Raw genomic sequence first — 21,148 nt, 5'->3', positions numbered from 1 at the left:
TCACGAAAGCGATGCGCGGCGGGCCGCGACCGGCACCGCGAGCAGCGAATCCCACGCGAAGCGTGCGGTGATGCGCGTGCCGCGGCCGGCTTCCGGGGTGCTCGCGTCGAAGCTGCCGCCGAACGCCTCGCAGCGGGCACGCATGCCCGCAAGGCCGTAGCCGGTGCGGCGGCTTCGCGAGAAACCGGTACCATCGTCGGAGACGATCAATGACAGATGGGTGCCGTCGGTCGCGATCCGCACGTCGACCGACGCGGCGCGCGCGTGCTTCGCGACGTTCGACAACGCTTCCTGCGCGACGCGTAACACCGCGAGCACGCTGGCGCCGGCAATCTGCGTCAGGCGTGCGTCGGCCGCGCAGACGAAGCTCGTGCGCAGGCCGGTGCGCGTCGCGTGGCTGTCGACCCACGACGACAGCGCGCCGACGACGCCCGCGTCGAGTGCGGGCGTATCGCGTTCGTCGATCAGCCGGCGGTTCGCGTCGGTTGCGGCGTCGAGCGCCTGCTGCGCCAGCTCCAGCGCACGCAGGCAGCCGTCCGGCGCATCGGCCGGCAGCCACGTTTGAACGTTTGCGAGCGCGAAACGAGCAGCGGTGAGTTCGGCGCCGAGTCCGTCATGCAGCTCGCCGGCCAGATGGCGGCGTGCTGCTTCGTCGGCGGCAAGCAATTGGGCGGACAGCGCTGCGATCCGCGCGGCGGAGGCGTCGCGTGCGGACGCGACGTCGGCAATGGGCGGAGTGGCGGCGCAGCCTTGTACGCGCTGCTGCGATGGGAACGGGGCGTGAGCGCCCCGGGGTGCGCTAAGCGACGTATCCATGACTCTCCCTGCTGTCAGAAAGCGGTTCAGACACCGGCTGGCTGCGTGGATCGGCTGCCGTTTCGATGACGGTCGCCGCCAGAGAATCGCCCCCTGCCGAGGTAACAAAAGTTACGTCTTGTAACACTTGCATCCGACCCTTCCACTCTCATCCAAACGTCAACCACGCGCGGCGAATAATATCTCAAAATTTCTGAAAAGGTCATGTCGGGCGGACATTTAAGGGTAAATGTGAGTGATTGGCGCGAACGTGTTGTAGGAAAAACACTGACGCGCAAGCGCCGGACGCTGACGTATCAAAATGTAACTATTTGAGATGCGATGGTCCCAGCTTGTTACTAATTCGCCAAGGCCGGATGAAAAAAAACCGGAGCTTTCACTCCGGTTCTTGATGTGGCACAAATTTAGGGGCGGATCAGTCGACGAATGCGCGTTCGATCACGTAGTGGCCCGGTGCGCTGTTCTTGCCTTCGACGAGGCCGGCCTGCTTCAGCAGGTCGGTCGTGTCCTTCAGCATCGCGGTGCTGCCGCACAGCATCACGCGGTCGTTTTCCGGCGAGAACGGCGGGACGTCGAGATCGGTGAACAGCTTGCCCGTCGCGATCAGGTCGGTGATCCGGCCTTCGTTGTCGAACGCTTCGCGCGTGACCGTCGGGTAGTAGACGAGCTTTTCCTTGATGATGTCGCCGAGGTACTCGTGGCCCGGCAGGTCGTGCTTGATGTAGTCCATGTACGCGAGCTCGCCCTTCAGGCGGCACGTGTGCGTCAGGACCACCTTGTCGAAGCGTTCGTAGATGTCCGGATCGCGGATGATCGACATGAACGGCGCGAGGCCCGTGCCCGTCGACAGCATCCACAGCGTCTTGCCCGGCAGCAGGTTGTCGGCGACCAGCGTGCCCGTCGGCTTCTTGCCGATCAGCACCGTGTCGCCCACCTTCAGGTGCTGCAGGCGCGACGTCAGCGGGCCGTCCTGCACCTTGATGCTGAAGAATTCGAGATGCTCTTCGTAGTTCGGGCTGACGATCGAATAGGCGCGCGCGAGCGGCTTGCCGTCGACCTCGAGGCCGACCATCGTGAATTCGCCGTTGTTGAAGCGCAGGCCCGCCTCGCGGGTGCAGGTGAAGCTGAACAGCGTGTCGGTCCAGTGATGGACGGATTGAACGGTGGCGGTGTCGTATTTGCTCATGGCTTTGAAAACGGACGCGCGTAGCGAACGCGAGTAACGGGCCCCAAAACGGGCAAAAACCGAGTGCGACGGCCCGATCGCGGATCGGCCGGCCGGCGCGCCTGACACGCGCCTTCTCGATGACAGACGATTGAGGAATTCATTATTTTACCCTGTTGGCACCGATCGCGGGCTTGACCACCGAGGCTGCGCGGATTTGGCGCAACGCATTCTTTCAATTGTCTTTCATCGATCGGCCGCGAGTTTTGCGCCGAGGCCGACGAGCGCCACGCCGCACAGCGCGTCGAGCGGACGACGCACGCGCCGGTAGCCGCGCTGCGCGCGCGGGCTGGCGAACAGGTACGCGACGCACGAATACCAGCCCGCCGACAGCACGCCGATCGTCACCAGCACCGCGCCGTTGAACCACAGCGGCACGTGCGCGGGCAGCATCGCCGCGAACACGCTGGTCCAGAACGCGCACGATTTCGGGTTCGTGAGGCAGGTGAACAGGCCGCTGCGATAGGCGCGCAGGTAGTCGCGCGCGTGCGGCGCGGCCAGCGGCGCGGGTTCGTCGGGCGCGCCGGCCGGCGCCGCGTCGCGGCGCACGCCCGCGCGCAGCAGCTTGAAGCCGAAATACACGAGATACAGCGCGCCGCCGATCCGGATCGCCTCGTACAGCCATTCGACCTGGTGCAGCACGGCCGCGAGACCGAGCATCGCGAGCGTCGCCCATGCCAGCGACGCGGTGCCGACGCCGAGCGCCGACGCGGCGCCGAGGCTGCGCCGGCCCGCGAGCGACAGTTGCGAGATCATGAAGAAATTCGGGCCGGGCGTGATCGCCGCGACGAGATAGACGACGGCGATTTGCAACAGGATCGGCAGGTAGGTCATGGCGGCGCGGGCGGAATGGGCGAGCCCCGAATGGTAGCGCGCCGCGCGACCGGAGCGCGGCGTTACGGCGGATCGAGGCGCAGGCGCGCGATGTACGGCAGGTGATCCGACAGCCACGCGGCCTCGCCGGACGGCGCGCGCCATTCGAGCGGCGTCAGCCCGCGCACGAACATCTTGTCGAGCGCGAGCGCCGGCGAGAACGCGGGGAACGTGCGGCCCGATTCGCCGAGCAGCGTCGCGACCTCGGAGAGTCCGATCTCGCCGAACAGCGCGACCGAATCGTTGCGCCAGTCGTTGAAATCGCCGGCGAGCATCAGCGGGCCGTCGCCCGCGTTGCGCACGATCCAGTGCGCGATCCAGTGCATCTGGCGCAGCCGCGCGGCCCGCGTGAGCGCGAGGTGCGCGCACAGCAGCGTGACGGGACGCGCGCCGGCGAGCGTCGCGCGCGCGACCAGCAGCCCGCGCCGCTCGAAGCGGTGCGCGGAGATGTCCCAGCGGCCGCCGAGGTCGAGCGGATGCGGCGACAGGATCGCATTGCCGTGCCGCCACGACGGCTTGAACACGTTCGGCCCGAGGGCGATCTGCCAGTCGAGCGCATGCGCGATCTCGGTGGCCTGGCAATGCCACACGTCGTCGACCGCATCGTCCATCGGCGCGCCGAAGCCCGGCGCGAGCACGGGGCGCGGCATGCGGCGCGCCATCGCTTCCTGCAGGAAATACACGTCGGCGTGCGTCGACTGCATCCAGTTGCGCATCGCGTTCCACGCGGTGAAGCCGAGCGGCGAGCGGCCCTTGTGCAGGTTCCAGCTCACCGCGGTGATTTCGTCGGGCGCGGCGTGCGGTTCGGCGAACGGCAGGGACAGGGCGTCGGCGGACATGACGTTCAATCCTGCGCGACGCGCGCACGCACGCGGTACACGAGATGCGGGCGCTGCTCGACGAGCGTCCAGTCCGTCCATGCGTCGCCGCCGACCGTCAGGCCGGGGTGGCTCGCGACGATTTGCCGCGGCGAGGCCGGCACGCACGGATCGCTGCGCGTCGCGCTTTCGTCGTCGAGCGTTTCCTGCACGTCGAGCGCGAGCGAGACCGTATTCGCGCCGGCGTCGACCGCGAGCGGCGCGACCGTCACCGCGCGCGAGCGCTCGGTCGGCACGACGCGGGCGGCGTTGCCGCAACCGACCGGCACGGCGGACGGATAGCGATGGGTATCGGTGCGGGTCTGGCCGACGGTGGTGTGCTGCTGGAACGTGTCGATCGTCTGGCCGTCGCGCACCACCTGGATCTCCCATGCGACGGAGGCCGGCGCGGGGCTCTGCGCATGGGCGGCGAGCGCGATGCTCGCGAGCAGGACGGCCAGGCCGTGTTTCAGCATGAAACGTCTCCGGAAATGCGCAATAGCGGGGAACGAACGTACATCTTACGCCCGATCGATTTCGATCGCGATGCGGCGGGGCGCGCCGCGCCGGCTTCGCCGCGCGATGCACGCATGTTGAAAAGGTAGGGCCGCGTCATGCGTTTTCAAGCGAAGAAGCGGGCGAACTCGGCGACCGGCGCGCGCTCGGTGACGAGACGGTTCTCGATCGCGGCGGGGTCCGCATGGCCGAGCGACATGCCGCAGACGAGCTGTTCGTTGGCGGGAATGCCGAGGTGTTCGGCGACGATCCGGTGAAACGGCACGAATGCCGCCTGCGGGCACGTGTCGAGCCCGCGTGCGCGGGCGGCCGTCATCACGCCCTGCAGGAACATGCCGCAATCGAGCCATGCGCCGTGGGTCATGATGCGCTCGAGCGTGAAGAACAGCGCGACGGGGGCGTCGAAGAAACGGAAGTTGCGCGCGTGCTGCGCGTGCATGCGGGCTTTCTCGTCGCGGGCGATGTTCAACAGGCCGTACAGGTCCCAGCCGACCTTGCGGCGCCGCTCGAGATACGGCGACACCCATTCGCGCGGGTAGTAGTCGTACTCGGCGACGTATTTCTCGTCGCGGGCGGGATCGTCGTGAGCCGCGGTGAGCGCGGCGGCGAGCGCATCGCGCGTGGCGCCCGTCGCGACGTACACGCGCCACGGCTGGATGTTGGTGCCCGACGGCGCGCGGCTGGCGGCTTCGAGGATCGCCTCGAGCGTGTCGCGCGACACCGGCGTGGGCAGGAACGCGCGGATCGCGCGGCGCGACGTGAGCGCGGTGTCGACGGCGTCGATCGCATCGGCGTCGATGCGCGGGGAAGCGGCGGGAACGGACATCGGCATACCTTCGGAGCGGGCGCGACCCGCCGCGCGGTCGTGGCCGGCGAAGCCGGCGCGGCGGGCGGGTCAACCGACGATCATACGCCGTGCCGCGCCGGCGTGCAGCGCGCTCCGGTGTTAGCAGCAGACGCGCGCGGCTGCTCGCTTGCGCGGCGATGCGGGCCCGCTACACTGAAATCGTAAGGGTCTGATGGTTGTGCGACGGCAAGCGGCAGCGAGGTTGGTATGACGACGGCGATGGTGAAACAGGAACTGGCGGTGGCGTCCTTCAGCACGGTGTACGACCTCGAACAGGTCGAGACGGCGTTGAGCGACCTGAACGAGAGTGCGAGCGACGCACTGCGCGCCACCTACGAGAAGATGCTCAAGACGGGCAATCTGCGCTTCTGCGTGAAGCCGAACCGGATGCCGTCGTTCGACGCGCTCGGCGACGCATTGCCCAATTTCACGGAGCCGCTCGACGACGTGCGCAAGCAGGTCGCGCTGTGTCTCGAAACGGACGACCGGCTCGAACTGATGCCGATCCTGCTGCTCGGGCCGCCCGGCATCGGCAAGACGCATTTCGCGAAGGCGCTCGCGCAACTGCTCGGCACCGCGTACCACTACGTGCCGATGAGTTCGCTGACGGCCGGCTGGATCCTGTCGGGCGCTTCGTCGCAATGGAAGAACGCGAAGCCCGGCAAGGTATTCGACGCGCTCGTGAACGGCAGCTATGCGAACCCGGTGATCGCGGTCGACGAGATCGACAAGGCCGGCAGCGATGCGCAATACGATCCGCTCGGCGCGCTGTATGCGTTGCTCGAGCACGACACCGCGCGGGCCTTCGTCGACGAATTCGCGGAAGTGCCGATCGATGCGGGCAACGTGATCTGGATCGCGACCGCGAACGACGCGCAGGCGATTCCGGAACCGCTGCTCAACCGGATGAACGTGTACGAGATCGCGCCGCCCGATGCGGCCGGCGCGCGCCGGATCGCGCAGACGATCTACGACGAGATCCGCACGTCGCACGCGTGGGGGCGGCGCTTCCCCGACACGCTCGGCGACGACGCGCTCGACGTGCTGGCCGCGACGCCGCCGCGCACGATGCGCCGCGCGCTGCTGCACGCATTCGGCGCCGCGCGGCTCGACGGCCGCGACGCGATCGGGCCGCGCGACATCCGCGCCGACGAGGGCGCCGCGAAGCGCCGGCCGATCGGCTTCTGACCGGGCGGCGCGCGCGGCGGCGGGCCGCGCGCGCCGCGCCGTGCGCGGTATCGTTGCGCCGCGTGCGCATCCGCTCGGCAAGCGGGTGAACCGGGACGTACAATTCTTATCTCTCCCCTCGACGCGCTAGCGGCGCGAAACGTCATGGAGCAGATGGATTGTGTCGTGATCGGCGCGGGCGTCGTCGGTCTGGCGATTGCACGCGAACTGGCCGCGCGCGGACGCGAAACGATCGTACTCGAGGCGGCCGATGCGATCGGCACGGGCACGAGTTCGCGCAACAGCGAAGTGATTCATGCCGGCCTCTACTATCCGCGCGGGTCGTTGAAGGCGCTGTCGTGCGTGCACGGGCGCGACCTGCTGTACGAGTTCTGCGAAACGCATCACGTGCCGCACCGGCGCGCGGGCAAGCTGCTCGTCGCGACGAGCGCCGCGCAGGTGAAGCATCTGAAGGCGATCGCCGCGCGCGCGACCGAAAACGGCGTGCTCGACCTGCTGCCGCTCACGCGCGCCGAGGCGCAGACCCTCGAGCCCGCGCTCGAATGCGTGGAAGCGCTGTTCTCGCCGTCCACCGGCATCGTCGACAGCCACCAGCTGATGCTCGCGCTGCTCGGCGACGCGGAGCGCGACGGCGCCGTGTGCGCGCTGAAATCCCCGGTCGAATCGATCGACGTGCTGCGCGGCGGCCGCTTCGTCGTGCGGACGGGCGGCGACGCACCGGCCGAGATCGAGGCCGCGTGCGTGATCAACAGCGCGGGCCTCGGCGCGCAGGCGCTGGCGCGTCGCACGCGCGGCCTCGATCCGCGCTGGGTGCCGCCGCTCTACCTGGCGCGCGGCAACTACTTCAGCCTGTCGGGCCGCGCGCCGTTTTCGCACCTGATCTACCCGATGCCCGACCGCTCGGGGCTCGGCGTGCACCTGACGCTCGATCTCGCGGGGCAGGCGCGCTTCGGCCCGGATGTCGAGTGGTGCGACGCGCTGCGCTACGAAGTCGATCCGGCGCGCGCGGCCGCGTTCTACACGTCGATCCGCACGTTCTGGCCGGAGCTGCCCGACGATGCGCTGCAGCCCGCGTACGCGGGCATCCGGCCGAAGGTCGCGGGGCCCGGCGAGCCGCCGGCCGACTTCATCGTGCAGGGCGTCGCGCAGCATGGCGTGCGCGGGCTCGTGAACCTGTTCGGCATCGAGTCGCCGGGGCTCACCGCGTCGCTCGCGCTCGCGCAGCGGGTAGGCGAGATGACTGCCTACCGGTGATGCGCCGCGGTGATGCGCGGCCGCGCGTGACGGCCGTGTGAAATTCCTTATCTCCGGCATTTCGGGGCGCACAGTCATTCGCATGAGCGTTATGCTGTCGAACGGCTGTCGCCAGAACAGCTTTCAAACCGATAACGTTGGAGCGAGTCCCCCATGAAAACATCCCGTCGGAGTTTCCTGATTACGAGCGTCGGTGTCGTGTCCGCGCTGGCGCTGTCGCGCGAGGCGCTGGCCGATGCGCCGCTGCTGTCGGAATCCGATCCGACCGCGGCGGCGCTCGGCTACAAGGCCGACGCCACGAAGGTCGACAAGACGAAGTATCCGAAATACGCGGCGGGCCAGGATTGCGCGGCCTGCATGCTGTACCAGGGCAAGAAGGGCTCGACCTCGGGCCCGTGCGGCGCCTTCCCCGGCAAGCAGGTGTCGGCGAAGGGCTGGTGCAGCGCCTTCTCGAAGATGGGTTGAGGCCCGTGCGGCATCGTGCGATGCCGCATCGTGGCGGAAACCGCGAAACGCTCGCCGTCGAAAGACGGCGGGCGTTTTTTATTGCTTGAAAACGGTTCCGCCGCTTTCTACACTCGCTGCAAACCGGCGCGCCGCGGGCACCCCGCGCGGCGCGTCGCCCGACACGGCGAACCGACGAGGACGAGGCACGCATGGCGACGATTGCGAACTCAACGAAAACGATCCGTCCCGAGCGTGCGCTGAACCGGCGCGCGGTGGCGGCCGCCGTGATCGGCAATGCACTCGAGTGGTACGACTTCACGGTGTTCGGCCTCATGACGGTCGTGATCGCCGAGCTGTTCTTCCCGACCTCCAGCGAATACTCGTCGCTGCTGCTGACCACCGCGACCTTCGGCGTCGCGTTCCTGATGCGCCCGATCGGCGGCATCGTGTTCGGGCTGTATGCGGATCGCGCCGGCCGCAAGGCCGCCCTGTCGCTCGTGATCCTGCTGATGACGGCCGGCATCTTCCTGCTCGCGGTCGCGCCGACCTATGCGGCGGTCGGCATCGGCGGCCCGCTCCTGATCGTGCTCGGCCGGCTGCTGCAGGGCTTCTCCGCGGGCGGCGAATTCGGCAGCGCGACGGCGCTGCTGATCGAGGCCGCGCCGTTCTCGAAACGCGGCTTCTACGGCAGCTGGCAGATGGCGAGCCAGGCGGCCGCGCTGCTGATCGGCGCGCTCGTCGGCGCGGCCGTCACGCGCGGGCTGTCGCACGAAGCGCTGCACAGCTGGGGCTGGCGCGTGCCGTTCATCCTCGGGCTCGTGATCGGCCCGATCGGTTTCTACATCCGCCGCCATCTCGCCGATTCCGAGGCGTTCCTGCATGCGCGGCAGAACGCGCGCCGCGCGACGCTCGGCGACGTGTTCACGCGCCACCCGCGCGAGGTGCTGTGCGGGCTCGGCTCGGTGATCGCGCTGACGGTGACGATCTACGTGCTGATCAGCTATCTGCCGACCTTCGCGGTCAAGCAGCTGAAGCTGCCGTATGCGGAATCGTTCTACGCGGTGATCATCGGCAACCTGCTGCTGACGGTGCTGTCGCCGGTCACGGGCGCCTGGTCGGACCGCATCGGCCGCAAGGGGCTGTCGCTGTGGTCGCTGGCGCTGACGCTCGTGCTGATCTATCCGCTGTTCGCGTGGCTCGACGCCGGGCCGAGCATCGCGCGGCTGATCGCGGTGCAGGCGGTGCTGTCGGTGACGCTCGCGGGTTATTTCGGGCCGTTCGGCGCGATGATCGCCGAGCTGTTCCCGGCCAACGTGCGCTCGACCGGGCTGTCGATCGCGTACAACGTCGCGGTGATGCTGTTCGGCGGCTTCGGGCAGTTCATCGTCACGTGGCTGATCAAGGTCACGGGGACGCCGCTCGCGCCAACCTACTACGTGATGGCGGGGCTCGCGCTGTCGATCGTCGCGGTTGCATGCGTGCCGGCGCGCAGCGCCGATCTGGACGCGCCGGCGTGACGCCGCACCAGTGCAAAACGGTCATCGGATAGTTTCGTAAAACGCAATGATGCCTGGCCGAATCCGCTAAAACGGCGCGCCGAACCGCCGTGTTCGCGCCCGATTTGTTTACTCGTCGAACGAAACTTGCGCAGAATGAACGGAATTGTCGCTCGCGCGCGTTTTTTCGCATTTTTTACCCACACCAAACATCGGCAAAAACCCGTGCGGGTGCATCTGGAAGAGTTTTTTCTCCGGCTTGTTGCCACATCGTTAGCTCAAGTAATATCCGCGTACGCCGGCCCCTGGCGGGCCGGTTCCGATCTGGAGACCTGGAGGAAACATGGAATACAACCGTCTGTTGCACACCCTGCGTGTTACCGCCATTGCAGGCGTGGCAGCGGCATCGCTCGGCGTCGCGGGCTCTGCATTCGCACAGATTCCGAACAAAACGCTCGTCTACTGCTCAGAAGGCAGCCCGGCGGGTTTCGATTCCGCGCAATTCACGACCGGCGTGGACTTCACTGCCGCCACGTTCACGGTCTATAACCGCCTCGTCGAATTCGAGCGCGGCGGCACGAAGGTCGAGCCGGGCCTCGCGGAGAAGTGGGACGTATCGTCCGACGGCAAGGTGTACACGTTCCACCTGCGCCACGGCGTGAAGTTCCATACGACCGACTTCTTCAAGCCGACGCGTGAATTCAACGCGGACGACGTGCTGTTCACGTTCCAGCGCATGCTCGACCCGAACCAGGCGTTCCGCAAGGCGTACCCGGTGTCGTTCCCGTACTTCACCGACATGGGCCTCGACAAGCTGATCACGAAGATCGATAAGGTCGATCCGTACACCGTGACGTTCACGCTGGCCGAGCCGAATGCGCCGTTCATCCAGAACATGGCGATGGAATTCGCGTCGATCCTGTCGGCCGAATACGGCGACCAGCTGATGAAGGCCGGCCGCGCCGCCGACATCAACCAGAAGCCGATCGGCACGGGCCCGTTCATCTTCCGCAGCTACACGAAGGACGCGACGATCCGGTTCGACGGCAATCCTGATTACTGGAAGAAGGGCGAAGTGAAGATCTCGAAGCTGATCTTCTCGATCACGCCCGATCCGGGCGTGCGCGTGCAGAAGATCAAGCGCAACGAATGCCAGGTGATGAGCTATCCGCGTCCGGCCGACATCGCCACGCTGAAGGCCGATCCGGGCGTCGACATGCCGTCGCAGGCGGGCTTCAACCTCGGCTATCTCGCCTACAACGTCGAGCACAAGCCGGTCGACAAGCTCGAGGTGCGCCAGGCGCTCGACATGGCGATCAACAAGAAGGCGATCCTCGAATCCGTCTACCAGGGCGCCGGCCAGGCCGCGACCGCGCCGATGCCGCCGACCCAATGGTCGTACGACAAGAACCTGAAGATGGCCGCGTACGACACCGCGAAGGCGAAGGCGCTGCTCGCGAAGGCCGGCTTCCCGAACGGCTTCGACATCACGCTGTGGGCGATGCCGGTGCAGCGCGCGTACAACCCGAACGGCCGCCTGATGGCCGAGATGATCCAGGCCGACTGGGCGAAGATCGGCGTGAAGGCGAAGATCGTCACGTACGAGTGGGGCGAGTACATCAAGCGCGCGCATGCGGGCGAGCAGGACACGATGCTGATCGGCTGGACGGGCGACAACGGCGACCCGGACAACTGGCTCGGCACGCTGCTCGGCTGCGAGGCGATCAAGGGCAACAACTTCTCGCACTGGTGCTACAAGCCGTTCGACGAGCTGGTCCAGAAGGGCCGCACGACGACGGGCCAGGACGCGCGCACGAAGCTCTACACGCAGGCCCAGCAGATCTTCGCGCAGCAGCTGCCGTTCTCGCCGATCGCGAACTCGACGGTCTACCAGCCGGTGCGCAAGAACGTGGTCGACATGCGCATCGAGCCGCTTGGCTATGCGCGCTTCGACGGTGTCGGCGTGAAGTAATACGACCGGCGTAAGCTGTCTACGAAGACCGAGACCGGCTAACTCATCCGGCGGCGGGCGGCCACGAGCTTCCCGTCGCCGGTCGCACATTTCCCACAAGAAAATACGAGACGCATCATGTTCACATTCGTGTTGCGCCGCGTGGGCATGGTGATCCCGACCTTCATCGGCATCACCATCCTGGCGTTTGCGCTGATTCACCTGATACCGGGCGACCCCATCGAAGTGATGATGGGCGAGCGCGGCGTCGATCCCGCGATGCACGCGGAGGCGATGAAACGCCTCGGGCTCGACCAGCCGCTGCCGGTGCAGTACCTCCACTACATCGGCCGCGCGCTGCACGGCGACCTCGGCACGTCGATCATCACCAACACGAGCGTCGCGGGCGAGTTCTTCGCGCGCTTCCCGGCGACCGTCGAACTGTCGCTGTGCGCGCTGGTGTTTGCGCTCGCGCTCGGCCTGCCGGCCGGCGTGATCGCCGCGCTGCGGCGCGGCTCGATCGTCGACCACGGCGTGATGGGCACCGCGCTGACCGGCTACTCGATGCCGATCTTCTGGTGGGGGCTGATCCTCATCATGGTGTTTTCGTCATACCTCGGCTGGACGCCCGTGTCGGGGCGCATCGCGGTCGAATACGACTTCCCGCATCCGACGGGCTTCATGCTGATCGACGCGCTGCTCGCGCCTGACGAAGGCTCGTTCAAGTCGGCGGTCAGCCACCTGATCCTGCCCGCGATCGTGCTCGGCACTATCCCGCTCGCGGTGATCGCGCGGATGACGCGCTCGTCGATGCTCGAAGTGCTGCGCGAGGACTACATCCGCACGGCCCGCGCGAAGGGGCTGTCGCCCGCGCGCGTGGTCGTCGTGCATGCGCTGCGCAACGCGCTGATCCCGGTCGTCACCGTGATCGGCCTGCAGATCGGCACGCTGCTCGCGGGCGCGGTGCTGACCGAGACGCTCTTTTCGTGGCCCGGGGTCGGCAAGTGGCTGATCGATGCGATCGGCCGTCGCGACTATCCGGTCGTGCAGGGCGGCATCCTGCTGATCGCGACGCTCGTGATCGTCGTGAACCTGGTCGTCGACCTGCTGTACGGCGTGCTGAATCCGCGCATCCGCCACACGAGGTAATCCCATGAGCAATCTGCAAAACACCCTGCCGACCGAATCCGCGCCGGCCGGCGGCCGTACGCTCGCGCTGCGCGAGTTCTGGGCCAACTTCTCGCGCAACCGCGGCGCCGTCGGCGCCGGCATCGTCGTGCTCGTGCTGATCCTGGTCGCGCTGCTCGCGCCGCTGCTCGCGCCGCACAGCCCGGTCGAGCAATACCGCGACTACGTGAAGATCCCGCCCGCCTGGCTCGACGGCGGCAACTGGAAATTCGTCCTCGGCACCGACGAAGCAGGCCGCGACATCCTCTCGCGCCTGATGTTCGGCGCGCGGATGTCGTTCTGGATCGGCTTCGTGTCGGTCGTGCTCGCGCTGATCCCCGGCATCGTGCTCGGGCTCGTCGCCGCGTTCTTCCAGAAGTGGGCCGACACGCCCGTGATGCGCATCATGGACGTGCTGCTCGCGCTGCCGTCGCTGCTGCTCGCGGTCGCGGTCGTCGCGATCATCGGCCCGGGCCTCACCAACACGATGTTCGCGATCGCGATCGTCGCGCTGCCGGCCTATGTGCGTCTCACGCGCGCATCGGCGCTCGGCGAGCTGCAGAAGGAGTACGTGACGGCGTCGCGCGTGGCCGGCGCCGGCACGCTGCGCCTGATGTTCTCGCAGGTGCTGCCCAACTGCACGGCGCCGCTGATCGTGCAGGCGACGCTCGGCTTCTCGTCGGCGATCCTCGACGCGGCCGCGCTCGGCTTCCTCGGCCTCGGCGTGCAGCCGCCGACCGCCGAGTGGGGCGCGATGCTCGCGTCCGCGCGCGACTACATCGACAACGCGTGGTGGATCGTGACGATGCCGGGCCTGTCGATCCTGATTTCGGTGCTCGCGATCAACCTGCTCGGCGACGGGCTGCGTGACGCGCTCGATCCCAAACTGAAACGGATGGCCTGACATGAGCGACAATCTTCTGACCATCCGCAATCTCGCGGTGAACTTCAACGGCCTGCCCGCCGTCGACCGGATCAACCTGTCGATCGCGCCGGGCGAGGTGGTGGGCGTCGTCGGCGAATCGGGCTCGGGCAAGAGCGTGACGATGATGGCGCTGATGGGCCTGATCGACGCGCCGGGCAAGGTGACGGCCGACGAGGTGACGTTCAACGGCGTCGACCTGCTGAAGGCGTCGCCGAAGGCGCGCCGCAAGATCGTCGGCAAGGACATCGCGATGGTGTTCCAGGACGCGCTGACGAGCCTGAACCCGAGCTACACGGTCGGCTACCAGATCAAGGAAGTGCTGAAGCTGCACGAAGGGCTGCGCGGCGACGCGCTGCACCGGCGCGCGCTCGAGCTGCTCGACCAGGTCGGCATTCCCGACGCGAAGAACCGCATCGCGTCGTTCCCGCACCAGATGTCGGGCGGGATGAACCAGCGCGTGATGATCGCGATGGCGGTCGCGTGCAATCCGAAGCTGCTGATCGCCGACGAGCCGACCACCGCGCTCGACGTGACGATCCAGGCGCAGATCATGGATCTGCTCGTGAAGCTGCAGAAGGAGCGCGGGATGGCGCTCGTCCTGATCTCGCACGATCTGGCCGTGGTGTCGGAGGTCGCGCAGCGCGTGGCGGTGATGTACGCGGGCGAGGTGATCGAGACCAACCGCGTGCCCGAGATCTTCCGCGCGCCGCATCATCCGTACACCGAAGCGCTGCTGGCCGCGATTCCCGAGCACAATAAGGGGGCGCGTCGCCTTGCCGCATTGCCGGGCATGGTGCCGGGCCGCGATGATCGCCCGTCCGGGTGCCTGTTCGCGCCGCGCTGCAAGTACGTCGGCGACGATTGCCGCAAGGCGCGGCCGGCGCTCGACACGCTGGTGGCCGGCAACGACGCGATGCGCGCACGCTGCATCAAGCCGCTCAATGTTTCCAACCTCGACCTGACGGGAGGCGCACGATGAACGCAGTCAATCAAACGCCTCGCGTACCGCACGACGAGGAAGCCGTGCTGGTGGCCGACGGCCTCGCGAAGCACTATTCGGTCAAGCGCGGGATGTTCGGGCAGGGCACCGTGAAGGCGCTGAACGGCGTGTCGTTTTCGCTGAAGCGCGGCAAGACGCTCGCCGTCGTCGGCGAGTCGGGCTGCGGGAAGTCGACGCTCGCGCGCCAGCTCACGATGATCGAGACGCCCACGTCGGGCAGCCTGACGATCGACGGCAAGAACGTGGCCGGCGCGAGCCGCGATACGGTCGCCGACCTGCGCCGCCGCGTGCAGATGGTGTTCCAGAACCCGTTCGCGTCGCTGAACCCGCGCAAGACCGTCGAGCAGACGCTCGGCGAGCCGCTCGAGATCAACGCGACCCTGACGGCCGCCGAGCGCGCGCAGCGCATCGCGCAGATCATGCGCACGGTCGGCCTGCGGCCGGAGCACGCGAAGCGCTATCCGCACATGTTCTCGGGCGGGCAGCGCCAGCGGGTCGCGATCGCGCGCGCGATGATCCTCGATCCGCGCATCGTCGTCGCCGACGAGCCGGTGTCCGCGCTCGACGTGTCGATCCAGGCGCAGATCCTGAACCTGTTCATGGATCTGCAGGAGCAGTTCAAGACGAGCTACGTGTTCATCTCGCACAACCTGTCGGTGGTCGAGCACGTGGCGGACGACGTGATGGTGATGTACTTCGGCAGCGTCGCCGAGCTGGGCGACAAGGCGACGATCTACGCGCGGCCGCGCCATCCGTACACGCGTGCGCTGATGTCGGCGACGCCGGCGATCTTCGAGGAAGACCGCCGCGCGCAGATCAAGCTGCAGGGCGAGCTGCCGTCGCCGCTCAATCCGCCGTCGGGCTGCGCGTTTCACCAGCGCTGCCCGTATGCGGTCGAGCGCTGCCGTGCGGAGGAGCCGCAACTGCGCGAGGTAGACGGCCGGCAGGTGGCCTGCCATCGCGCCGAGGAGGTAGGGGAGGCGAATGCCTGAAGCGTTGGCGGCGCGCGTGTCCGGCGTGCGCCGTGCTGGAACCGGCAGCGCGCGCGTGATGCGCGCGTACCGCTACGCGCGGCGCTGGAGCGTGCGTACCGTCACGGGCGCGGCGCTGGCCGGCGCGTGCGTGGCGGTTGCCGGCCTGGTGGTTCCCGTGGAGGTCGCACGTGCCGAAGGGCGCGCGCCGGCCACCGCACCGATTCATCCGTCGCAGGTCCCGCCGCCCGGCATGAGCCTGCCGGGCTTTCATGCACCTGCCGTGTCGAACGGCACGGTGGCGAGCGGTTCGGTGCGCATGCAGCCCGCGCGCATGCCGTTCTATGTCGCGACCAAGGGCAAGGTCACGCTCTACGTGCTCGGCACGCTGCATACGGGCGACCCGTCCGATTATCCGAGCGCGCAGCCGTTCCGGCCGCGCATCCTCGCGGCGCTCGCCGCGTCGCCGACGCTTGCGCTCGAACTGTCGCCCGACGACCTGCTCGAATCGCAGGATGACGTGTCGAAGTACGGCGTGTGCCGCTATCCGTGCCTGCAGCGCCTGCTGCCCGAGCCGCTGTGGCAGCGGCTCGCGGCGCGCCTGCGCGGCAACCCGGCCGCGCTCGCCGAGATCCGCAAGATGCGGCCCTGGCTCGCGGCGCTCGTCGTCGAGACCTACGATTCGCTGTCGGCCGGCCTGCAGACCGAATACGGCACCGAGGCGCAACTGCAGAACGTGTTCCTGAAGAAGAAGGGCGGCCGCGTGATCGGGCTCGAGACGCTCGCCGAACAGATGCGCGCGTTCACCGGGCTCACGCTGGCCGAGCAGCGCGAGATGCTCGCGCAGGACATGGTGCAGACGCCCGCACAAAACGCCGACGACATCAAGGCGCTGCATCGGCTGTGGCGAATTGGCGACGCCGACGCGATCTCGGCGTGGGCCGTCGCGAAGGGCGAACGCCTTGCGCGTTCCCCGGTGTTGTCGGCGTCGATCGACAACAAGATCGTGTACGAGCGCAACCGGCGCTTCGTTGCACGAATGACGGCAATCGCCGCGCCGAACCGGCCGCTGTTCGTCGCGATCGGCGCGCTGCACCTGGGCGGCCCGCGCGGGGTGCTCGAATTGTTGCGCCAGCAAGGATACCGGGTCGACGCGAACTGATCGCGCAAGGCGCCGCACGCTGATCGTCCCCTGTTTGATCCACGGTGCGCGCACGTCGCGCGGCGCCCGTACGGCGATGGAATTCGATAAGGAAAACCCTTGAATCGTCGGAAAATCGCGTTTAAAACGATTGACATCCCGATCCGCCAATAACTATTCTTCACCCCACAAGTTGAAAAAATGAAAAGAATAGATAAGTTCTACGGGGTAGCAGAAATAAGCGCGGGGTTAGCGTCGCCGGCACGTGAAGCGCGTGCCGGCCGCGGAGTGTCTGCATGCACGGCGGGGCCAATCATCGTCGAACAACACATGCATGCGGGCCGACTTGCAGATAAGCAACGTTCCGTCGTCTGACCGGGGAAGGTAGTGATCGGGCGGCGGCGGACGTTTTTTAATCCGGAAGATTTTTCCGGTCACCGTCGAAAGACGGTTTCGGGGGGCGAATCGACAGACGGCAAAGCCGCGGCGATTGCGCCAACGGAAAAGCGCCACGAGGGCGCTTTTTTCTTTTGTGCCGCCGATGCGTGTCGTTCGCGATCGCTTGCGTCGCGATGTCCCGGGTATCTCCACCTCGCTGGCCAGGCACGCCGGCACGAATCGTTCGCAGCCTGCGGGCGTCTTTGGCGGAATCGGACCGGCGCGGCGTGCCGTGTCTGCACCGCGCCGCCCGGGGGCGGCGCAATGGACGGCATACGATGGTTTCGAGGTGCTCGCGATGGCACCGTCTATGTCTTGCCTCGGTGCACGAACGGAGTGGACGGATGACAGGAGGAAGCGAGCGCCCGCCGGTGCTGGTTGTCGATGCGCACCCGATCGTCGCGCATGCGATAGGCAACGTCGGTGCAACACTTTCCGCTGCCAGCGTCTGGAAGTGCTTCAGCGAGTCTGTCGGGATGCGGGATTTCATGGCCGCGAGCGAGCGGCTGGATGCCGTTCAGCGGTGCGTTTCCCGGAGCGTGATCGCTTCCTGCAAGAACGCATACAAGAGGAAACAGAGTGCCCCGGCACTCCACTTGAAGAGCGACCAGTTGTTCAGCACGTAAAGCAGAAGCGCGTATCCCGCGGCGAAAACGAGCGCCCTGATTGCGCTGCCAACCAGGATGCCCATCCATCCGCCGCCAAAGCGAGGCGCAAGCGGCGCCATGAAGATGCCGTATCTGGCAAATTTCCTTGCCGCATGAATCATGGATTGAAATTTCATTGGCCCATGCGAAGAATGGGTGATCGCGATTTGGGAAAGGTAGTCGACTCAGCCGCCCAGGATTGCCCCTGACCAGTTTGCATCGAGCGCGCCGAGAGCGATGGCGCCGCCGGGTTCGGCAAGATTGATCGGATTTGGATTGAGCGTGCCGGTAATCGCGCCGCTGGCCTGGTTGGCTTCGTTTTGTGCCGGAGCCCGAATGATTCAGGCCTCCTTTGAATATGAGCAGGCCGATCGGCCTATCCGGTCGACTGTCCCGGCCTCAAACGTAACAGCGGCTCGATCAACAGGAAATATGGAATTTCTCACGCTTTTTTCGAGACAATCTCGGGACAGGTGGTCCGTGACGTGGACGAAGTGTGTGCGCGAGCTTCTCCGCGGCTCCGGCGGATCGATTTTCTGTACGGGTCTTAAATGTGTCGGAATGTCACGCTTTTCGAATGAAGGCGCTGGCCGACAAGGAGACTTAAGGGCGGGCAGTTGAAATCCGCCGTGTTCGACACGGCGAGAAGGCGAGAAGTCGGGAGGCCGTTGAAGGTGCGTCGCGTCGCGTGCCCGGTTTATCGCGACGCATGAGGGCAACGCGGCTTGCGCTCGAAAAGCGCAACGCGTCGGTCAAGAGGTTGCATGCCGGCGGGAAGGCTTACGCCCCGCCGTCCGTCTGCAGTACCCCCGGCGCCACGACATCGACGCCCACCGCCTCGAGCGCGGCGCGAATCCGTTTCGCGAATGCGAGCGCATGCGGCCCGTCGCCGTGCAGGCAGACGGTCTGCGCATTGAGCATCACCCATTCGCCGCCGACCGCGCGCACCTGGCGGCTGCGCACCATGTCCAGCGTGCGCGCGATCATCGCGTCCTCGTCGTCGACGAGCGCGCCGGGCTGGTTGCGCGGCACGAGCGAGCCGTCCGCGCGGTAGCCGCGATCGGCGAACACTTCCTCCACCGCGGCGAGCCCCGCATGCCGCGCGGCCGCGACGAACACGCTGTTCGCGAGCCCGAACACCGCGAGCGACGGATCGAAATCGCGGATCGCGGACACCACCGCATCGGCGATCATCGGGTCGCGTGCCGCCTGGTTGTACAGCGCGCCGTGCGGCTTCACGTGCGCGATGCGTCCGCCCTCGGCCTGCGCGATCGCCGACAGGGCGCCGAGCTGGTACAGCACGCCCGCGTAGATGTCGCCGGCCGGCAACTGCATTTCCTTGCGGCCGAAATTCTCCGGGTCGTGAAAGCTCGGGTGCGCGCCGATCGACACGCCTTTCTGCACGGCCCAGCGCACGCAGTCGCGCATCGCGTTGGCGCCGCCCGCATGCCACCCGCATGCGATGTTCGCGGACGTGACGAGGTCGAGCAGCGCCTCGTCAGATCCGCATCCTTCGCCGAGATCGGCGTTCAGGTCGATTTCCATGATGTTCCTCGTCCACGGATTGCGTGGCACGTATTCGGTACGGCTTGCGCCATTGTCACGCCGCGCGAGAGTCTGCGCGGCGGCGCGCTTCCTCGCGCAGGTCGATCGCGACGTCGATCTGCCGCAGATAGGCACGTTCTGCGGTCAGGGCGGCGCGCGCGGCGTCGGGTGTCGTGCGCACGAAGCGGATCGGCAGGTTGAGCCGCGCCTGCGCGAGTTTCCACAGATCCGCACGGATCACCGTGCCGATCTTCGGGTAGCCGCCGGTCGTCTGCGCGTCGTGCATCAGTACGATCGGCTGGCCGTTCGGCGGCACCTGGATCGTGCCGGGCAGCACCGCGTGCGACAGCAGCTCGGCCGGCCGCTCGCGCACGAGTTCGACACCCGCAAGACGATAGCCCATCCGGTTGCTGTTTGCCGTGACCAGCCATTCCTCGTCCCAGAACGCCTGCTGCGACGCGGCGGCGAACGACGCGTAGTCGGGGCCCGGCAGCACGCGCACGGGCATCGCCCACGGCGCATGCGCGGGGCGGTGGCGGCGCGGCGGCTCGTCGACGCGCACGAACGCGCACCAGGCCGGCGCCTTCACGCCGAATTCGGGCGCATCGGCCGCGAGGCAGCCCGCGCTGGACGCCAGCACGCCGACCGGCAGGCGATCGCCGTCGCGCAGCGCGCGGCCGCCGAGGCCGCCGAAGCGCGACGCGAGATCGGTGCTGCGCGAGCCGAGCATCGGCAGGACGTCGATGCCGCCCGCGATGCACAGGTAGCCGCGCATCCCGCGTTTCGCGGCAGGCAGCACGAGCGTCTGTCCGGCCTCGACCGGCAGGCTCCACCACGAATAGACGCGCCGGCCGTCGAGCGTCGCGCCGAACTCGGTGCCGGTGATCGCGATGCGGGTGGCGCGGGTGAAGCGGAAGGCGGCCGGGCCGATCGTGATCTCGACGGCCGCCGCGTCGGGGCGGTTGCCGACCAGCCGGTTGCCGACCTCGAGCGCGAGGCCGTCGAGCGCGCCGCCCTGCGCGACGCCGAGATGGCGCGCGCCGCGGCGCCCGAGATCCTGCACGGTCGACAGCGGGCCGGCCCGCACGACCTCGATGGTGCCCGCTGCGGTGCTCTGGGTCATGGCGAGTCGACTCCGGCAATGGTGAAGCGTACGCGGTCGCCGGGCAGCAGCAGCGTCGGCTGCGGCCGCGCCGGGTCGAACAGCACGCGCGACGTGCGGCCGATCAGTTGCCAGCCGCCGGGCGACGTGGCCGGGTAGAGGCCCGTCTGCGCGCCGCCGATGCCGACCGAGCCGGCCGGCACCTCGAGGCGCGGCGCCGCGCGGCGCGGCGTGTGCAGCGCGGGGTCGAGGCCGCCGAGATACGCGAAGCCGGGCTGGAAGCCGACGAAGAACACGACGTATTCGCCGGCCGCATGGCGCGCGACGACCTCGTCGGCCGACAGGCCGGTATGCGCGGCGACGACCGCCAGGTCGGGGCCGGCCGCACCGCCGTATTCGACCGGGATCTCGACTTCGCGGCCGTCCGCGTGCTCGACGTCGGCCGTTTCCCACGCGTCGCGCAGCGCCGGCGTGAGCGACTCGGCCGTGGTGGCGAGCGGATCGAACACGATCGTCAGGTTGTTCATGCCCGGCACGACGTCGAACACGTCGGGCCACGCGCGCGCGGCCTCGGCGACGGCCCAGACGCGGCGCTGGCAGTCGAGCGTGGCGGGCGGCGGCACCTCGCAGACGAGGGCGGCATCGCCGAGCGGATAAATGCGAGGTTGCGTCATCGGGCTGGCACGGTTCGGACGGCAATGTTAGCGCACATTGTCAATAAAATATCGATAACTTACCAATA

General features: G+C 67.6%; 20 protein-coding genes. 10 read left to right on the top strand and 10 right to left on the bottom strand.

Annotation, left to right across the window (positions count from 1 at the left end; all coding sequences use genetic code 11):
- The 6 genes from rqpS to GQ57_RS28980 all read right to left on the bottom strand — a co-directional run bounded on the left by rqpS (position 1) and on the right by GQ57_RS28980 (position 5,113).
- Entirely contained in the window at positions 1-816 is an 816-nt protein-coding gene (rqpS, locus tag GQ57_RS29005; RefSeq protein ID WP_034199680.1) for a quorum system sensor histidine kinase RqpS, read from the bottom strand.
- 415 nt (positions 817-1,231) lie between these two features.
- Positions 1,232-2,002 carry a ferredoxin--NADP reductase gene (locus tag GQ57_RS29000; RefSeq protein WP_031399718.1) on the bottom strand — a complete coding sequence of 257 codons (771 nt, stop codon included), beginning with the start codon at positions 2,000-2,002 and terminating at the stop codon, positions 1,232-1,234.
- A gap of 225 nt (positions 2,003-2,227) precedes the next feature.
- Positions 2,228-2,875 (bottom strand): LysE family translocator, encoded by a 648-nt coding sequence (locus GQ57_RS28995; protein WP_034199679.1) that lies wholly within the window; start codon positions 2,873-2,875, stop codon positions 2,228-2,230.
- A gap of 62 nt (positions 2,876-2,937) precedes the next feature.
- Positions 2,938-3,753 carry an endonuclease/exonuclease/phosphatase family protein gene (locus tag GQ57_RS28990; protein ID WP_034199678.1) on the bottom strand — a complete coding sequence of 272 codons (816 nt, stop codon included), beginning with the start codon at positions 3,751-3,753 and terminating at the stop codon, positions 2,938-2,940.
- A 5-nt stretch (positions 3,754-3,758) separates the two neighbouring features.
- The gene (locus tag GQ57_RS28985; RefSeq protein WP_031399721.1) at positions 3,759-4,247 is read right to left on the bottom strand and encodes a hypothetical protein; all 489 of its coding nucleotides are present in this window, start codon (positions 4,245-4,247) and stop codon (positions 3,759-3,761) included.
- A 146-nt stretch (positions 4,248-4,393) separates the two neighbouring features.
- Positions 4,394-5,113: a nitroreductase gene (locus GQ57_RS28980; RefSeq protein WP_034199683.1), complete on the bottom strand. Its 720-nt coding sequence runs from the start codon at positions 5,111-5,113 to the stop codon at positions 4,394-4,396.
- 228 nt (positions 5,114-5,341) lie between these two features.
- On the opposite strand from GQ57_RS28980, the gene GQ57_RS28975 reads away from it, so the two are divergent.
- The 10 genes from GQ57_RS28975 (at position 5,342) to GQ57_RS28930 (ending at position 16,695) form a co-directional block, all read left to right on the top strand.
- A complete protein-coding gene (locus GQ57_RS28975; protein WP_031399723.1) occupies positions 5,342-6,322 on the top strand; it encodes an AAA family ATPase in 981 nt (326 codons plus the stop codon).
- A 144-nt stretch (positions 6,323-6,466) separates the two neighbouring features.
- On the top strand, positions 6,467-7,576 hold the full coding sequence (locus GQ57_RS28970; protein ID WP_031399724.1) for an NAD(P)/FAD-dependent oxidoreductase: 1,110 nt from the start codon (positions 6,467-6,469) through the stop codon (positions 7,574-7,576).
- Between the two features lie 153 nt (positions 7,577-7,729).
- Positions 7,730-8,041 carry a high-potential iron-sulfur protein gene (locus GQ57_RS28965; RefSeq protein ID WP_031399725.1) on the top strand — a complete coding sequence of 104 codons (312 nt, stop codon included), beginning with the start codon at positions 7,730-7,732 and terminating at the stop codon, positions 8,039-8,041.
- A gap of 191 nt (positions 8,042-8,232) precedes the next feature.
- Positions 8,233-9,540: an MFS transporter gene (locus GQ57_RS28960; protein WP_031399726.1), complete on the top strand. Its 1,308-nt coding sequence runs from the start codon at positions 8,233-8,235 to the stop codon at positions 9,538-9,540.
- 322 nt (positions 9,541-9,862) lie between these two features.
- Entirely contained in the window at positions 9,863-11,491 is a 1,629-nt protein-coding gene (locus tag GQ57_RS28955) for an ABC transporter substrate-binding protein (protein ID WP_031399727.1), read from the top strand.
- A gap of 117 nt (positions 11,492-11,608) precedes the next feature.
- Positions 11,609-12,619: an ABC transporter permease subunit gene (locus GQ57_RS28950; RefSeq protein WP_031399728.1), complete on the top strand. Its 1,011-nt coding sequence runs from the start codon at positions 11,609-11,611 to the stop codon at positions 12,617-12,619.
- 4 nt (positions 12,620-12,623) lie between these two features.
- Positions 12,624-13,541: an ABC transporter permease subunit gene (locus tag GQ57_RS28945; protein WP_031399729.1), complete on the top strand. Its 918-nt coding sequence runs from the start codon at positions 12,624-12,626 to the stop codon at positions 13,539-13,541.
- Position 13,542: 1 nt separating this feature from the next.
- On the top strand, positions 13,543-14,541 hold the full coding sequence (locus tag GQ57_RS28940; RefSeq protein ID WP_031399730.1) for an ABC transporter ATP-binding protein: 999 nt from the start codon (positions 13,543-13,545) through the stop codon (positions 14,539-14,541).
- Positions 14,538-15,554: a peptide ABC transporter ATP-binding protein gene (locus tag GQ57_RS28935; RefSeq protein WP_031399731.1), complete on the top strand. Its 1,017-nt coding sequence runs from the start codon at positions 14,538-14,540 to the stop codon at positions 15,552-15,554. The genes GQ57_RS28940 and GQ57_RS28935 overlap by 4 nt, the downstream gene beginning before the upstream one ends.
- Positions 15,547-16,695, top strand: coding sequence for a TraB/GumN family protein (locus tag GQ57_RS28930; protein WP_031399732.1), 1,149 nt, complete (start codon positions 15,547-15,549; stop codon positions 16,693-16,695). Before GQ57_RS28935 ends, GQ57_RS28930 begins: the two co-directional genes overlap by 8 nt.
- Positions 16,696-17,629: 934 nt before the next feature.
- On the opposite strand, the gene GQ57_RS28925 is transcribed toward GQ57_RS28930, so the two are convergent.
- The 4 genes from GQ57_RS28925 to pxpB form a co-directional block, all read right to left on the bottom strand.
- On the bottom strand, positions 17,630-17,896 hold the full coding sequence (locus GQ57_RS28925) for a hypothetical protein (protein WP_034199677.1): 267 nt from the start codon (positions 17,894-17,896) through the stop codon (positions 17,630-17,632).
- 643 nt (positions 17,897-18,539) lie between these two features.
- The gene (pxpA, locus tag GQ57_RS28920) at positions 18,540-19,304 is read right to left on the bottom strand and encodes a 5-oxoprolinase subunit PxpA (RefSeq protein ID WP_034199676.1); all 765 of its coding nucleotides are present in this window, start codon (positions 19,302-19,304) and stop codon (positions 18,540-18,542) included.
- 55 nt (positions 19,305-19,359) lie between these two features.
- Positions 19,360-20,427 (bottom strand): biotin-dependent carboxyltransferase family protein, encoded by a 1,068-nt coding sequence (locus tag GQ57_RS28915; protein WP_031399735.1) that lies wholly within the window; start codon positions 20,425-20,427, stop codon positions 19,360-19,362.
- The gene (gene pxpB / locus GQ57_RS28910) at positions 20,424-21,080 is read right to left on the bottom strand and encodes a 5-oxoprolinase subunit PxpB (RefSeq protein WP_031399736.1); all 657 of its coding nucleotides are present in this window, start codon (positions 21,078-21,080) and stop codon (positions 20,424-20,426) included. The genes GQ57_RS28915 and pxpB overlap by 4 nt, the downstream gene beginning before the upstream one ends.
- Positions 21,081-21,148: the final 68 nt, after the last annotated feature.

The organism is Burkholderia sp. MSh2, assembly GCF_000731655.1.
In the GTDB taxonomy this organism is placed as follows: domain Bacteria; phylum Pseudomonadota; class Gammaproteobacteria; order Burkholderiales; family Burkholderiaceae; genus Burkholderia; species Burkholderia paludis.
The sequence above is the reverse complement of the archived record's forward strand: the minus strand, read 5'-3'. Positions and strand labels throughout refer to the sequence as shown.